Origin of the sequence: Pseudomonas sp. B5(2017), from assembly GCF_002112825.1 — a bacterium.
Classification (GTDB): domain Bacteria; phylum Pseudomonadota; class Gammaproteobacteria; order Pseudomonadales; family Pseudomonadaceae; genus Aquipseudomonas; species Aquipseudomonas putida_Z.
In genome coordinates, this window is record NZ_NEIR01000010.1 from 1 (window position 1) to 14,573 (window position 14,573).

The 14,573-nt window shown below is 63.4% G+C and carries 10 protein-coding genes and 2 pseudogenes; 6 read left to right on the plus strand and 6 right to left on the minus strand.

Annotation, left to right across the window (positions count from 1 at the left end):
- The first annotated feature begins 327 nt into the window (after positions 1-327).
- The 3 genes from CAG00_RS16025 (at position 328) to CAG00_RS16035 (ending at position 4,973) form a co-directional block, all read left to right on the plus strand.
- Entirely contained in the window at positions 328-1,788 is a 1,461-nt protein-coding gene (locus CAG00_RS16025) for a HAMP domain-containing sensor histidine kinase (RefSeq protein WP_085664747.1), read from the plus strand.
- A 295-nt stretch (positions 1,789-2,083) separates the two neighbouring features.
- On the plus strand, positions 2,084-3,577 hold the full coding sequence (locus CAG00_RS16030) for a HAMP domain-containing sensor histidine kinase (protein ID WP_085664887.1): 1,494 nt from the start codon (positions 2,084-2,086) through the stop codon (positions 3,575-3,577).
- Entirely contained in the window at positions 3,546-4,973 is a 1,428-nt protein-coding gene (locus CAG00_RS16035) for a sigma-54 dependent transcriptional regulator (protein ID WP_025339314.1), read from the plus strand. Before CAG00_RS16030 ends, CAG00_RS16035 begins: the two co-directional genes overlap by 32 nt.
- 176 nt (positions 4,974-5,149) lie before the next feature.
- On the opposite strand, the gene CAG00_RS16040 is transcribed toward CAG00_RS16035, so the two are convergent.
- The 3 genes from CAG00_RS16040 to CAG00_RS16050 all read right to left on the minus strand — a co-directional run bounded on the left by CAG00_RS16040 (position 5,150) and on the right by CAG00_RS16050 (position 7,531).
- Positions 5,150-5,443, minus strand: a complete 294-nt coding sequence (locus CAG00_RS16040; protein WP_085664748.1) for a hypothetical protein — start codon at positions 5,441-5,443, stop codon at positions 5,150-5,152.
- An 84-nt stretch (positions 5,444-5,527) separates the two neighbouring features.
- Positions 5,528-6,880: a GntP family permease gene (locus CAG00_RS16045; RefSeq protein ID WP_015270532.1), complete on the minus strand. Its 1,353-nt coding sequence runs from the start codon at positions 6,878-6,880 to the stop codon at positions 5,528-5,530.
- Between the two features lie 111 nt (positions 6,881-6,991).
- Positions 6,992-7,531 (minus strand): gluconokinase, encoded by a 540-nt coding sequence (locus CAG00_RS16050; protein WP_085664749.1) that lies wholly within the window; start codon positions 7,529-7,531, stop codon positions 6,992-6,994.
- 206 nt (positions 7,532-7,737) lie between these two features.
- Here CAG00_RS16050 and CAG00_RS16055 point away from each other — a divergent pair, with 206 nt between their 5' ends.
- The 3 genes and pseudogenes from CAG00_RS16055 to CAG00_RS29290 form a co-directional block, all read left to right on the plus strand.
- Complete coding sequence (locus tag CAG00_RS16055; protein ID WP_025339312.1) at positions 7,738-8,757, plus strand: LacI family DNA-binding transcriptional regulator; 1,020 nt, start codon at positions 7,738-7,740, stop codon at positions 8,755-8,757.
- A gap of 237 nt (positions 8,758-8,994) precedes the next feature.
- Positions 8,995-9,678: pseudogene (locus CAG00_RS29285) on the plus strand (PAS domain-containing protein); the annotation flags it as partial.
- 111 nt (positions 9,679-9,789) lie between these two features.
- Positions 9,790-10,215: pseudogene (locus CAG00_RS29290) on the plus strand (methyl-accepting chemotaxis protein); the annotation flags it as partial.
- On the opposite strand, the gene CAG00_RS16065 reads toward CAG00_RS29290, so the two are convergent.
- From CAG00_RS16065 to CAG00_RS16075, 3 genes are all read right to left on the minus strand, one after another.
- Entirely contained in the window at positions 10,190-13,459 is a 3,270-nt protein-coding gene (locus CAG00_RS16065; protein ID WP_085664751.1) for a transporter substrate-binding domain-containing protein, read from the minus strand. The pseudogene CAG00_RS29290 and the gene CAG00_RS16065 overlap by 26 nt on opposite strands.
- Before the next feature lie 13 nt (positions 13,460-13,472).
- Positions 13,473-14,087 (minus strand): response regulator transcription factor, encoded by a 615-nt coding sequence (locus CAG00_RS16070; protein ID WP_085588546.1) that lies wholly within the window; start codon positions 14,085-14,087, stop codon positions 13,473-13,475.
- A 231-nt stretch (positions 14,088-14,318) separates the two neighbouring features.
- Complete coding sequence (locus tag CAG00_RS16075) at positions 14,319-14,561, minus strand: DUF1272 domain-containing protein (protein WP_085615510.1); 243 nt, start codon at positions 14,559-14,561, stop codon at positions 14,319-14,321.
- Between the last annotated feature and the right edge of the window lie 12 nt (positions 14,562-14,573).

Consider the following 14,573-nt stretch of genomic DNA (forward strand, 5'->3'; position numbering starts at 1 on the left):
GCCTTTGCAATTTTCCCTGTGGGAGATGGCCCAGCCCTTTGGGCTGCGCTGTCGCGTAGATAACTGAAATTGCAAGCAATCCACGTACCCTGTGGGAGCGGCTTTAGCCGCGAACAATCCAACGCGGTGCATGGCACCGGCTGCGCCGGTGTTCGCGGCTAAAGCCGCTCCCACAGGGACCGTGTGAGCATCTGGATTTTTGCAAGGCAGGTGCGTTCAGTACGGGAAACAAAACAATACCCTTCGGCGGATGCCACCAAGCTGACCCGATGGTTTCCCCAACTCTGGGCTATAACCTTCTGAAGGTGCCCAGTTGTGGAGTCCGCCATGGACATCGCCCCTCGTTCCGACGCTATTGAAGTACCCGCCGGTAACGAACTGGCCACCCCACGCAAGCCGTTCAACCTGCTGCGCTGGTACGCCTGGGTCAGCCTGGCCATCATCCTCTCGGTAGCGGTCGGGCTGGGGTTGATTTCCAGCCGTTTCATCATTGACGAGAGCATCGAGCGCGATGCCTTGCTCACCGCGCAATTCATTACCTCCATCGCCGATGCCGAAGTGCGCCATGTGTCGATCCCCAATGTGCGCACCATGGGTGAACTGCTCGACCCGCGCATCGACCGCGCCAACCTGCTCGATGTCGACCCGGACGCCCGGCGCAGGGCGCGTGGCGAGTTCCTCGACCACATCGCCCACCTGCCCGACATGCTGCTGGCCAACATCTATGCCCCGGACCGTACGGTGATCTGGTCCAGCAACCCGGCGCTGGTCGGCAAGCTGATCGAAGGCGACCAGGACCTGGAGCAGGCCTTCGAATACAAGATGCGAGTCTCGGCCAGCTACCACAACTTCGAACAGGCCCGCGCCGAGCAGAAGTTCGTCATCCCACCCGAGCAGTTGTTCATCGAGAACTACATTCCGCTGTTCGATGCCGATGGCGAGCAGGTCACGGCGATGGTCGAGATCTACAAGGAGCCCCATGACCTGATCGTGCGCATCGAGCATGGCCTGATCCTGATCTGGCTGGCGATCACCGTCGGTGCCGGGCTGGTCTACGTCGGCCTGTACGGCATCATGCACCGCGCCGCGCGCCTGCTGTCGGTGCAGCAGAAACGGCTGATCAGCAACGAAACCTACGTGGCACTGGGCGAGGTGTCCTCGGCGGTAGCCCACAGCCTGCGCAACCCGCTTGCCAGCATCCGTTCCAGTGCCGAGCTGGCCCAGGCGTTCGACGACGGCCCGGCGCAGCGCAATGTCAACGACATCATCAGCCAGGTCGACCGCATGTCGCAGTGGATCCGCCAGATGTTGCAGTCATTGCGCCCGCTCAACGATGAGGCAGTGGCGGTGGATTTGCCGCTGGCATTGCAGGAAAGCCTGCAGACCTACGCGGTGCTGCTGGCGCGTGGCGGCGTGAGCCTGGACCTGCAACCGTTACCGGCGGTGCAGGTGCTGGGGCACCCGGTGTTACTGCGGCAGATTTTCAGCAGCCTGATCGCCAACGCCCTGGAGTCGATGGAGCAGGGTGGGCGGTTGCGTGTCGAGGTGGTGCGCCATGACCGTCGTAACCTGACCCTGCGCCTGTCCGACAACGGCAAAGGCATGAACGAAGAGCAGCAGCGCATGGCCTTCCGGCCTTTCTTCACCACCAAGCAGGGTGGGTTGGGTGTGGGCCTGGTGTTGGTGAAACGCATCATGGAACGCTTCGGTGGCAGCGTCCGGCTCAGCAGCAGTGAAGGCCATGGCACCCGGGTTTCGTTGAGTTTCCGGCTGATCGAGTCCTCATGATTTACATTGATAAATCTTCGTATCTTGTTGTTTATAAAGGATCTATGTTTTTTGGGGTGAAAATCCCCAAATGTGGGGGATAATCCTCCATACGAATCTAGGAAAATTCATTAACCTATTGATTATAAAGAACTAATCAAATCAATCAGATGGCTGGCTGGGTTCTTGCAACGTGACAGGCGGAGTGCAACACGACAAATGGCAGCTGCGGCTGCACGGGTGGAGTGCTATCAATTGGCTACTGTTCGTCGCCTTGATGCATTTCTGAACGGACGCCCAGCGCGGGAAGCACGCGATGCAGATGCTGGATAATGAAGTGCCAGACAAGGCCAGTACTACCGCCAGCGGTGTGGCCGTGCCATTGCGCGAATTCAACCTGCTGCGCTGGTTCTCGGTCATCAGCCTGCTGATCATCGCCTCGGTGGCAGGCGGGCTGGGTTATGTGTCGACGCGTTTCGTGGTGCGCGACAGCGTCGAGCGCGATGCCATGCTCACCGCCCAGTTCATCCAGGCCATGGCCCAGGCCGAAGTGCGCCATTCGCAGTTGCCGCCGGGCACCACCATGGGCGAGTTGCTTGATCCGCGCCTGGACCAGCAGCACCTGCAGTTCACCCCGGGCCTGGCTGAATCTACCCGGGTCGAGTTCCTCGACCATGTCGAGCACCTGCCGGACACCTTGCTGGCCAATGTCTATGCACGCGACCGCACCATCGTCTGGTCGACCAACCGGGAGCTGATCGGCAAGCGCATCGAGGCCGATGGCGACCTCGACCGCGCCTTCCGCTCGCGCAAGGCGGTGTCGGCCAGCTACCACCAGGCCGACGATGACCGCGAAGAGCAGAAGTTCCAGCGTGAGCCGCGTTACCTGTTCATCGAGAACTACATCCCGCTGTTCGACAGCCAGGGCGAGCAGGTGCTGGCGATGGTGGAGATCTACAAGGAGCCGCAAGACCTGGTGCGGCGCATCCAGCGCGGCTACGTGCTGATCTGGGCCTCGACCCTGGTGGGCGGGGCGCTGGTCTACTTCGGCCTGTTCTGGATCGTGCGCCGCGCGGCGCAGCTATTGCATTTGCAGCAGGATCGGCTGGTGGCCAGTGAAACCTATGTGGCCCTGGGCGAGATGTCCTCGGCGGTGGCGCATAGCTTGCGCAACCCGCTGGCCAACATCCGCTCCAGCGCCGAACTGGCCCAGGAAATCGCCAACCCCGCAGCACAGAAGAACATCACCGACATCATCAGCCAGGTCGACCGCATGTCGCGCTGGGTGCGTGACTTGCTGGTGTCGCTGCGCCCGACCAGTGACGACGCCGAGGCCGTGGACCTGGTGACGGCCATCGAGGACACCCACCTGGCCTTCGCCCAGCAGATCGAACGCAACGGCGTGCGCTTCTGCTACGAAGGCCCCGGGGCACAGTGGGTGGCCAGCCAGCCGCTACAACTCACGCAAATTCTCAACACCCTGTTCTCCAATGCCCTGGAAGCCATGCCCGAAGGCGGCATGCTGCGTGCCCAGGTCAATGTGCAGGATGGGCAGCGTGCCGAGTTCGTCCTCAGCGATACCGGCAAGGGCATGAGCCAACAGCAGGAACGGATGGTGTTCAAGCCGTTCTACACCACCAAGCAGGGCGGCCTCGGCGTAGGCCTGGCCCTGGTCAAACGCATCATGGAACGTTTTGGCGGCTCGGTCAGCCTGAGCAGCCGCGAAGAGGAAGGAACCCGCGTCAGCCTCACATTCAATATCGCAGCGGGAGGGGACCATGGAGCACAGCATCCTGGTAGTCGAGGATGATGAAATTCTCGCCGACAATATTCGCACCTACCTCAGCCTCAAGGGCTTCGAGGTCACCGTGTGCCACAGCGCGGAACTGGCGCTGGAGCAGATCAAGCGGGGCCAGCCCGATGCGGTGCTGACCGACAACTCGCTGCCGGGCATGAGCGGGCACGACCTGCTGCGTACCTTGGTGGCGCAGGTGCCGGACCTGAAAGTGATCATGATGACCGGCTACGGCAATGTCGAAGATGCCGTGCAGGCAATGAAGGAGGGCGCCTTCCATTACCTGACCAAGCCGGTGGTACTGGCCGAGCTCAAGCTGACCCTGGACAAGGCACTGGCTGCCGAACGCATGGAGCGCACGTTGTCGTTCTACCAGGAGCGCGAGGCGCAGAAGTCCGGGTTGCAGGCGTTGATCGGCGAATCACCGACGATGCTCACCCTCAAGCACACCCTGCGCCAGGTGCTGGATGCCGAGCGGCGCATGGCCAGTGACGACTTGCCACCGGTGCTGATCGAAGGCGAGACCGGTACCGGCAAGGAGCTGGTGGCCCGCGCCCTGCATTTCGATGGTTCGCGCAGCAAGGGGCCGTTCATCGAATTCAACTGTGCCTCGATCCCGGCCAACCTGCTGGAGGCCGAGCTGTTCGGCCACGAGAAGGGCGCCTTTACCGATGCCAAGGAGCGCCGGGTGGGCCTGGTGGAGGCTGCCGATGGCGGCACCTTGTTCCTCGACGAGATTGGCGAGATGGACCTGGTGCTGCAGGCCAAGCTGCTCAAGTTGCTGGAAGACCGCAGTATCCGCCGCATCGGCGCGGTGAAGGAGCGCAAGGTCGACCTGCGGGTGATCAGCGCTACCAACTGCAACCTGGAGCAGATGGTGCAGCAGGGCAAGTTCCGCCGCGACCTGTTCTTCCGCCTGCGCATCATCGCCCTGAAGGTCCCGCGCCTGTATGCCCGCGGGCAGGACGTATTGCTGCTGGCGCGGCATTTCCTGGCCCATCATGGCCGGCGTTATGGCAAGCCGAACCTGCGCTTTTCCGCCGAGGCGGAAAACCTGATGCTCGGTTACAGCTGGCCAGGCAATGTGCGCGAACTGCGCAACATGCTGGAGCAGACCGTGCTGCTGGCACCGAACGAGGTGGTGCAGGCGCATCAGCTCAACCTGTGCATGACCCTGATCGACGAGCCGCTGGTGCAACAGGCGGCGCCTGCGGTGTTCGAAATGCCTCGGCACGAACCCGAGCCCGGCACCAGCCTGCCGGACATGGAGCGCGACCTGGTGTGCAAGACCCTGGACCGCACGGACTGGAACGTGACCAAGTCGGCGCGCATGCTCGGGCTGTCGCGGGACATGCTGCGTTACCGGATCGAGAAACTGGGGCTGACCAGGCCGGACAAGCGCCAGTGGTGAGCCCCCTTTGTGGGAGCGGCGTTTGTAGGAGCGGCCTTGTGTCGCGAAAGGGCCGCAACGCGGCCCCGGGATTGATGCGCAACAGTTGAAATTGCTGGGGCTGCTTTGCAGCCCTTTCGCGACACAAGGCCGCTCCTACAGGGATTGCGGCAACTTTTAGAATTTGAGCGCATTGATCAACGCTGATTATCGGCTGCTCCCTGTCGCCCGGTACCTTCCGAGCCACTGCCATCCATACCCGGCAAATCCCGGTTGTCATTCTGTTCAGCGGGCGGGCTGTCCGGGTCGTTGCCTTTTATGCGTGGGTCGGTGTCCCGCGGCATGGGCTTTTCGATCGGGTTGAGGGTGCTGTCCGCGCCCGGCTTGGGCGCCGGGTTGTGCGGGTCGTCGGGGTAGGTGGGGCCGGTGCCGGCAGCGATGGCCAATGGCGTGGCGAGCAGGGCAATCAGCAGGATGCTTGAGCGGGGCATGGCAGGCTCCTTTGCTTCTGGTAGGGCTGATACTTCCGTTCGGCCCTACCCGAAGCTTCAAGGTGCCATTACCCCGATCAACGGTTACACCACCAGCGACAGCAACATGATGAAGATGATGCCGACGATCGACAGGATGGTCTCCATCATGCTCCAGGTCTTGAAGGTTTCCGCCACGGTCATGTTGAAGTACTGCTTCACCAGCCAGAAACCGGCGTCGTTGACATGGGACAGGATCAACGAGCCGGCGCCGGTGGCCAGCACCAGCAGCTCACGGTTGACCCCAGGCACCAGGTCGATCACCGGTGCGACGATGCCCGCGCCGGTGATGGTGGCGACCGTCGCGGAACCGGTGGCAATGCGGATTACCGCCGCTACCAGCCAGGCCAGCATGATCGGCGAAATCTCCGCCTGCACGGCCATCTGCCCGATCACGTTGCCCACGCCGGTGTCTACCAGCATCTGCTTGAAGCCGCCGCCGGCACCCACGATCAGCACGATCGCCGCGGTTGGTGCCAGGCTCTGGTCGAGCATCTTCATGATCTGCTGGCGGTTGAAGCCACGGGCCGAGCCGAAGGTGTAGAAGGCCAGCAGCAGGGCAGCGAGCAGGGCGGTGATGGGGTGGCCGATCAGGTCCATCCACTGGCGCACGATGTGCTCGGCTGGCAGCACCACGTCGGCGAAGGTCTTCAGCAGCATCAGCACCACCGGCAGCAGCACGGTGACCAGGGTGATGGTGAAGCTCGGCAGGTTGCCCTGGTCGGACTCCTTGGCGATCTGGTCCATCAGCTCCTGGGACGGGGTGCCCGGGATGTAGCGGGAAATGAAGTTACCGAACAGCGGGCCGGCGATGATGGCGGTAGGCAGCGCCACGATCAGGCCATAGAAGATGGTCTTGCCGATGTCGGCATGGAAGATGCCGATCGCCAGCAGCGGGCCCGGATGCGGGGGCACCAGGCCGTGCACCACCGACAGGCCGGCCAGCAGTGGAATGCCGATCTTGATCAGCGACACGCCGGAACGCCGGGCGACGATGAACACCAGCGGAATCAGCAGCACGAAGCCGATCTCGAAGAACAGCGGGATGCCCACCAGGAAGGCGGCGAACATCATCGCCCAGTGCACGTTCTTCTTGCCGAAGGCACGGATGAGGGTTTGCGCGATCTGGTCGGCCCCCCCGGAGTCGGCCATCAGCTTGCCAAGCATGGTGCCCAGGGCAAGCACGATGCCGACGAAGCCCAGCACGCCGCCAAAACCGTCCTGGAACGATTTCATGACCTTGGCCACCGGCATGCCGGAGGTCAGGCCAAGGAAGCCGGCCGCGATGGTCAGGGCGACGAAGGGGTGGACTTTGAAGTGGGTGATCAGCAGGATCAGCCCGACGATGGTAACCAGCGCGTCGAGCAGCAGGAAGGTATCAGTAGCCAGTCCGAACATGGTTTGAAGGCCTCGGTCTTATCGTTGTTTTGGCGTAGCTTTTTTGTAACTTTGCTTGCGCTTATGGGGCAGGGTAGCGCTGTCTTGGGTGGGCCGGGAAAGCCGCCACGGTCAGGCGGTTTGTGCCAGGCCCGGCTCACCGCGGCCCTTTAGCCAGCTGTCCACCGCTTCGGCAAGCGCTTCGATGGGCTGGGTGGCGTCAAGCGCGATAGTCAGGGGTTCGCCGTGTGGCGCCTCGAGGGCAGCGAACTGGCTGTCGATGAGGCTCGCCGGCATGAAATGCCCGGGGCGGGCCAGCACGCGTTTTTCCGCCTCGGCGGGTGACAGCTCGAGGAACACGAACACCAGCCCGGGCATGGCATCGCGCAGGGAGTCGCGATAGCGGCGTTTGAGGGCCGAACAGGTCAGGATAGGACGTTCCCCGGCCTGGGTCGTGGCTTGCAGCTCCTGACCAAGACGCACCAGCCAGCCGGCACGGTCGCTGTCGTCCAGGGGGATGCCAGCGCTCATCTTGCGGATGTTTTCGGCAGGGTGGAAAGCGTCGCCTTCGATCAGGCGGCCGCCGCTTCGGGCGGCGATGGCAGCGCCGATGCAGCTTTTGCCGCAACCGGCCACGCCCATCACCACGATGGCGGACAGGGGAGAATTCATCAGTACCTCCTGCGGGTGAGATAGCGCTGTCTCGTCGTCGACGAACAGTCACCTCCCCGGTGTTATTGATCTTGTCCTTACGCAGTATGGACGCTTGGCGGCGAGCGCGCGGTGGCTGCTACCAAAGATTACATTGCCTGCGTCCTGAGACAGCGCTACCTTAGTGGCCGTTCCCTTTCCTTGCAAGTAGTAAAATTACAACATCCATGTCCCGCACCGGCTCCCGCACCACAGGTCGTCCCACCCTGGCAGAAGTTGCCAGGCTTTCCGGGGTTTCCCCGATTACCGCCTCGCGCGCCCTGCGTGGGGTCAGCACGGTTGCGCCGGAGCTGGTGGAAAAGGTCGTTGCTGCCGCAGCGAGCCTTGGCTACGTGGCCAACCCGGCGGCCCGTGCCTTGGCGTCGGCGCGCAGCCAGTCGGTGGTGGTGTTGATCCCGTCGCTGTCCAACCAGCTGTTCATCGATACGCTGGAAGCCATTCATGAGGTCATGCGCCCGCGCGGGCTCGAGGTGCTGATCGGCAACTATCACTACGATCTTGCCGAAGAAGAGAACCTCATCCGCAACTACCTGGCCTACCAGCCCTGCGGCATGCTGCTGACCGGTTTCGAGCGCAGCGAGGCATCGCGGCAGATGCTGGCGGCCAGTGGCGTGCCCTGTGTGCACATGATGGAACTGAATGGCGAGGCAGGGGCGTTGTCGGTCGGCTTCTCGCAGCAGCAGGCCGGGCGCGCCGCGGCCCGCCACCTGATCGAGCGCGGGCGCAAGCGCCTGGCGTTCATTGCCGCGCAGCTCGACCCGCGGGTGATGCAGCGTGCCGAAGGGTTCCGCCAGGCGTTGGCCGAGGCCGGCTTGCAGGCGGCCGAGCTGGAAGTGCTGGCGCCGGAGCCTTCTTCCATTGCCCTGGGCAGCGCGTTGTTCAGCCAGCTGCTGCAACAGGCGCCGGATGTCGACGGTATCTTCTTCTGCAACGACGACCTGGCCCAGGGCGCGGTGCTGCAGGCATTGCGCCAAGGGGTGGAGGTGCCGCGGCAGGTGGCGATGGTCGGTTTCAACGACCTGCCGGCTTCGGCGCACATGGTGCCGCGGCTGACCTCGATTCGCACGCCTCGGGCCGCCGTGGGGCGCGGTGCTGCACAGGCGCTGCTGGCGTTGCTCGATGGCAAGCGGGTGCCGAATGCGCAGCAGGACCTGGGCTTCGAGTTGATGGTGCGGGAGAGTTCCTGAGCCCGGACGCTTGCCCATCCTGGTCAAGAAGCGCGCTCCGTACTATGAATGCATTAATTACAAGGTGATAGCACTGTGCTTGCATGGCGCTAACGGCGATCTATGCTCAGGACACCGCGCATACAGGAGCCCGGCGTCATGTTCGATTTCCACCGCAAGTCCGATCTGGTCGAGATCCAGCGCAGTCATGAGGCCTTGGCCAGCTTGCAGGCCAAGCTGGCGGCGATCAGCCGCTCCATGGCAATGATCGAGTTCACCCCCGACGGCACGATCCTCGATGCCAATGAGCGCTTCTGCCAGGCCATGGGCTACAGCGCCGAGGAGTTGCGCGGCAAGCACCACCGTCTGTTCTGCGACCCTGGCTACGCGAAAAGCGCCGAATACCAGCAACTGTGGCGTGAACTGGGGCAGGGCAAGGCCATCAGCGGTACCTTCGAGCGCATCGACAAGGCCGGCCGCGAAGTCTGGCTGGAAGCCAGCTACATGCCGGTACTGGACGAGCAGCGCCAGGTCACCAGCGTGATCAAGGTGGCATCCGACATCAGCCAGCGGGTGATGGAGGAGCACGAGAGCGAAAGCCTGCTCAAGGCCATCAGCCGCTCCATGGCGGTGATCGAATTCACCCCGCAAGGCCGGGTGATCAAGGCCAACCAGAACTTCCTCGACACCATGGGCTATCGCCTGGACGAGGTGGTCGGCCGCCATCACGGGCTGTTCTGCCTGGCGCATGAGCGCGAATCGGCGGAGTACCGCGAGTTCTGGGCTTCGCTCAACCGCGGCGAATACCATTCGCACCGTTTCGAGCGCGTCGACAAACATGGCCGGACGGTCTACCTGGAGGCGTCCTACAACCCGATCTTCGACAGCAAGGGCCGCTTGTACAAGGTGGTGAAGTTCGCCAGCGACATCACCCGCCAGATCAGCACCCAGCAAAGCGCCGCCGATGCTGCCCATGCCAGTTCGGTGCAGACCGATGCCTGCGCGCGCAAGGGCACCGAGGTGGTACAGCAGGCGGTACAGGTGATCGAGCAGATTTCCCATGAGCTCAACGACGCGGCCCGCAGCATCGATGCGGTGAGCAAGCAGTCGGATGTGATCGGGCAGATCGTGCTGACCATCCGTGGTATTGCCGACCAGACCAACTTGCTGGCTTTGAACGCGGCCATCGAGGCGGCCCGCGCCGGCGAGCACGGGCGCGGTTTTGCCGTGGTGGCCGACGAGGTGCGCAACCTGGCGGCGCGAACCAGCAAGGCCACCGTGGAAATCGTCGACGTGGTGCGGCAGAACCACGACCTGTCGCTGTTGGCCGTGGCCAGCATGCAGTCAAGCTTGAAACGCACCGATCATGGCGTGGCGCTGGCCAATGAGGCCGGCACGGTGATCATGGAAATCCAGCAGGGTTCACGGCACGTGGTAAACGCCATCAGCCAGATCAGTTCGACGCTGCAATTGCATTGAGCGCATCGCCCAACTCGTCCAGCAGGGTCTCCAGGCTGGCCTGCAATTGCAGGCGCAGGTCAACCGTCGGCAGGCCTTGGCCGTGGGCCTGTTCGATGGCTTCGCAATCGTGGACCAGCGTGCGTACCTTGAGCATCTTCGCCCCGCCCTTGATCCTGTGAGCCAGGGCGCGCACAGCCTCGCCGGGGGCATCGGCTGCCAGTGCGCGCAAGGTCGCAAGGTCTTCGCTGACGCTTTGTGCCAGCTGTTCCAGCAGATTCCGCGTCAGTTGTTCGTCGTCCTGGGTCAGGTGCCGCAGTTCGCCAAGGTTGAACCCGCTGGCGCGCCGCGCTGGCGGCTGTTGCCGGGGGTGAGCGTGGGGCAGGTGGGCCTTGAGCGTACGCAGGCCAATGGGTTTGAACAGGCATTCGTCCATGCCGCTGGCCAGGCAGCGGGCACGCTCCTCGGCCTGGGCGTTGGCGGTGACGCCGAGAATGCGGCATGCCGCCAGGCCGCGTTCGCCCTCGAGGCTGCGGATGCGGCGGGTCAGTTCGTGCCCGTCCATGACCGGCATGCTGCAGTCGGTGATCACCAGGTCGAAGCGCGCTGCCTGCCAGCGTGCCAGCGCGATTTCCCCGTTCTCTGCCAGCGTCACCCGATGCCCCAGGGTATGCAGTTGCCGCTCCAGCAGCAGCAGGTTGGCGGGGTAGTCGTCGACCACCAGTATGTTCAGCGGGCCGCTGCTGCTTTCCAGCTCCGGGGCGTTCTGTTCGACCTGTACCGGTGCTGCGCACGCGGGCAGCCGCACGCTGACCTGCACCTTGGTACCTACGCCTTCGACGCTCTGCAGGCTCAAGGTGCCGCCCATCAACTCGGCCAGGGTGCGGCTGATGACCAGCCCCAGGCCGGCACCCTGGCGTGCCCGGGGGCCATCGGCCTGGACGAAGGCATTGAACAGCCGGGCCTGGTCGGCTGGGCCGATGCCGATACCGGTGTCTCGCACATTCAGTTCCACTGCCAGGCTGTCATTGTCAGCGGGCGAGAGCAGCAGGCTGGCCTGGACTTCGCCGCGGTCGGTGAACTTGATGGCGTTGCTGATCAGGTTGGACAAGACTTGCTTGAGGCGCAGCGGATCAGCCAGTACCCAGACCGGCGCAGCGGGCAGCTCGCTGTGCAAGTGCAGGCCTTTGGCCCGTGCATTGCCTTCGAACACCCGTACGGTGGCGCGTACCAGTTCGACCAGGTTGGTGGGCACCGGCTGCAGGGTGATGTGCCCGGATTCGATGCGGGAAATGTCGAGAATATCGCCAATCAGCTCAAGCAGGCCGATGGCCGAATCGTGGGCGGTCTGCAAGGTCTGGGTGTCGCAACGGCCACCGCGGCTGTCTTCCAGGGCCAACTCCAGCAGGCCGATCACGGCATTCATCGGGGTACGTATTTCATGGCTCATGGTGGCCAGGAAGGTACTTTTGGTCTGGCTGGCCTGTTCGGCGTCGTCCTTGGCCTGGCGCAGCTGCTCGAGCAGGCCGCGGCTGAGCGCCAGCTGCGCTTGCAGGGCATGCTGGGCCTCGGTGCGCTGGTTGATCAGCTTGCGCAGGTAGCTGTTCCAGAACACCACCCCGGCCAGCAGCAAGGCCGACAGCACGAGCACCTGCAAGGCCAGGGTGCGGTAGTCGCGCCAAGGGCTGTCACTGACCAGGGTGGTGGTGCGCCAGCGGTTGATCAACTGGTCCAGCTCTTCGGGCGGAATGCTCAGCAGCGCCTTGTCGAGGATTGCCTGCAACTGCGGCTGGTCGGCGGCCACGGCGAAGGCGGCGATGGCCGGGTCGTCGTCGAGCACGCTGGCAATGCGCAGGCGGTCCTTGAACACATGGCTGATGTAGTAGGCGGCATTGATATGGCTGCTCAAGGCGACGTCGGCGGCACCGTTGGCCACGGCTTCCATCAGGCCTAGCGGGTTGTCCACTTCGACCATCCTGGCCTGCGGGTAGCGTTGTTGCAGCACGGCCCGTTGCGGCGAGCCGCGCACCAGGGCGATGCGCTGGCCATCCAGCGCCATGGCCTGCGCCGGTAATGCATTGTCGCCACGGGTGACCAGCACCCGCGGGCTGACCAGGTAGGGGCGGGTATAGCGCAGTTGTTTCGAACGGTCTGCGCTATAGCCCAATGCGCCGATCATCTGCGCATCGCCGCGCGCCAGGCGCTCGACCATTGCCTGCGCCGACGGGCTTTCGACCGGCTTGAAATGCAGCCCTGTGCGCAGCGAGATTTGCTTGAGCAGGTCGAGGGTAATGCCGCTGGGGCGGTGCTGGGCGTCATTGAAGGTCAGTGGTGCCAGCGATGTGTTGACCAGCACGCTGATGCTGGGGTTGGCGGCGATCCAGGCTTCTTCTTCGGCGGTAAGGGCGGTGAGGTGGCGTTGCAGCAGCAGGCTGGTGTTGCCACTGCTCCAGCGGCGCAGGATGTTCAGGCGTTCGCTTTCGCTGATGCGCGCCAGCGCCTTGTCGACCAACTGGCGCAGGCGCGGGTTGTCATTGGCCAGGGCAAAGGCAAACGCACCGGGGGCAACCTGGCAGAAGTGGTCGATCTTCAGTGTGCCCTGATAACTCTTGCCAATCGCGAAGTCGGTACTGATGGCATCGCCCAGGTAGGCGTCGGCCTCGCCCAGTTCGACGGCGGCCAGCCCGGCCAGCGTCGAGCGATACAGGCTCAGTTGCGCCTTGGGGTACAGGCTACGGACGCTGCTGGCCGGCAGGTAATGATCGACCATGGCCAGGCGCAGGCCGGCGAGGTCGGGGGTGTTCTTCAGGCTGTGCCCCTCGCGGGTGACGATGACCGGCAGGTCGTCGGCGTAGCTCGCACTGAGGCTGAGCTGTGCATCCGCTGCCTCGAAGGCGTTGGAGCTGCCCAGCAGGTCGATACGGCCGTCGCGTAGCGCAGCGATGGCTTCGTGGCGGCTGTCGTAGCGTCGTACTTCGATGGCGGTGCCCAGCTGTTCAGCGATGATGCCAGCGTAATCGGCGCTGAGGCCTTCATAGTCGCGCTGGCTGACATTGATTTCCAGCGGTGGGTAGTCAGGCCGCGAGCTGCCAAGCACCAGGTGCTGGCGTTGCTGGAGCCATTGCCGCTCTTCGCTGGACAGCGCGAGCGGGGCGGCGGCGCTGACCGAGCGTGCCAGCAACTGGCGGGGTTCGCTGTTGGCCAGCAGCGCGCCGGAATTGACCAGGCCGATGACCAGAAGGGCGCTTGCCAGCAGGCGCTTCATTGCCACCGAACGCTCAATAGACGCTGTTGCGCTTGGCCAGGTCGACCATCTCAACCAGCGATTCGGTCTTGAGCTTTTCCATGATGCGGCCCCGGTAGGTGCTGATGGTCTTGGCACTGAGGTTCATGCAGGTGCCGATATTCTTGTTGTTCTCGCCGCGTGACAGGCGCCTGAGCACTTCCATTTCCCGGTTGGACAGGCTCGCCAGACGCACCGGCTCGCTTTCCAGCGAGTTGCTGTTGACCGACATCTGCGGGAAGGTCGAGTAGCCTTTGACCAAGGCCTTCAGGGCGAACAGCAAGGCCTCGTGGTCCTCGTCCTTGGTGACGAAGGCTCCGATGCCGGCATCCAGGCAGCGCCGTACATACAGGTCGGTGGCCTGGCCGGTCAGTACCATGATCTTGGGGGCCGGTTCCAGGCTTTGGAGGCGCTTGATGACTTCCATGCCGTCCAGGCCCGGAAGCCCGATGTCAAGGATGACCACGTTCGGGCGCAGTGTGCGGACCACCTGAGTGACTTCACTGCCATCGCCGACTTCGCCGACGACCTGGAAGCGCTCGCGTTCGAGCAACATTTTCAAGGACAGTCGCACTATGGGGTGGTCGTCGACGATCAGCACGGTAGTCATGAAGAAAACTCCTGTCAGGATGTGGTCCGCTTCCTGGATCACTCAGGAATACGTCTGCAAGTAGGGTTATCGGAAGCGCTGCACGATACGACCATTCCCGAAATTTGGTAATGCCGAGTATAGAAGTGTTGAAAGTCCCCGGGCTAGTTGTTGAAAAGTCCTACAAAAAGTGGGAAAGACATCACCCTGACAAAGCGGCGATGTCTGTTTTTTTGAATGTTTTGAAGTAGATCATGCGCAGGCGGAGTGTACTTTGCTCACGCGCTGGGTCGAGGCGGGGTTGTTGGCCAGCGCCTGGCCAACCCGTGTCGGGCGTGCCACCAACTGGCCGGTGCAGTTCGGGCAGCGGCCCTGGAAACGGGTTTCGGCGCAGGTACGGCAGAAGGTGCATTCGAAGGAGCAGATCAGCGCATCGGGGCTGTCACCCGGCAGGTCGGTATCGCAGCACTCGCAGTTTGGGCGTAGGTCCAGCATGGGCATGACTCC

Bases quoted from the DNA above. Each gene is read 5' to 3' on its own strand.
- CAG00_RS16040 (WP_085664748.1), bottom strand. From the start codon at position 5,443: ATGCCCCGCTCAAGCATCCTGCTGATTGCCCTGCTCGCCACGCCATTG.
- CAG00_RS16055 (WP_025339312.1), top strand. From the start codon at position 7,738: ATGTCCCGCACCGGCTCCCGCACCACAGGTCGTCCCACCCTGGCAGAA.
- CAG00_RS16045 (WP_015270532.1), bottom strand. From the start codon at position 6,880: ATGTTCGGACTGGCTACTGATACCTTCCTGCTGCTCGACGCGCTGGTT.
- CAG00_RS16075 (WP_085615510.1), bottom strand. From the start codon at position 14,561: ATGCTGGACCTACGCCCAAACTGCGAGTGCTGCGATACCGACCTGCCG.
- CAG00_RS16025 (WP_085664747.1), top strand. From the start codon at position 328: ATGGACATCGCCCCTCGTTCCGACGCTATTGAAGTACCCGCCGGTAAC.
- CAG00_RS16065 (WP_085664751.1), bottom strand. From the start codon at position 13,459: ATGAAGCGCCTGCTGGCAAGCGCCCTTCTGGTCATCGGCCTGGTCAAT.
- CAG00_RS16030 (WP_085664887.1), top strand. From the start codon at position 2,084: ATGCAGATGCTGGATAATGAAGTGCCAGACAAGGCCAGTACTACCGCC.
- CAG00_RS16050 (WP_085664749.1), bottom strand. From the start codon at position 7,531: ATGAATTCTCCCCTGTCCGCCATCGTGGTGATGGGCGTGGCCGGTTGC.
- CAG00_RS16070 (WP_085588546.1), bottom strand. From the start codon at position 14,087: ATGACTACCGTGCTGATCGTCGACGACCACCCCATAGTGCGACTGTCC.
- CAG00_RS16035 (WP_025339314.1), top strand. From the start codon at position 3,546: ATGGAGCACAGCATCCTGGTAGTCGAGGATGATGAAATTCTCGCCGAC.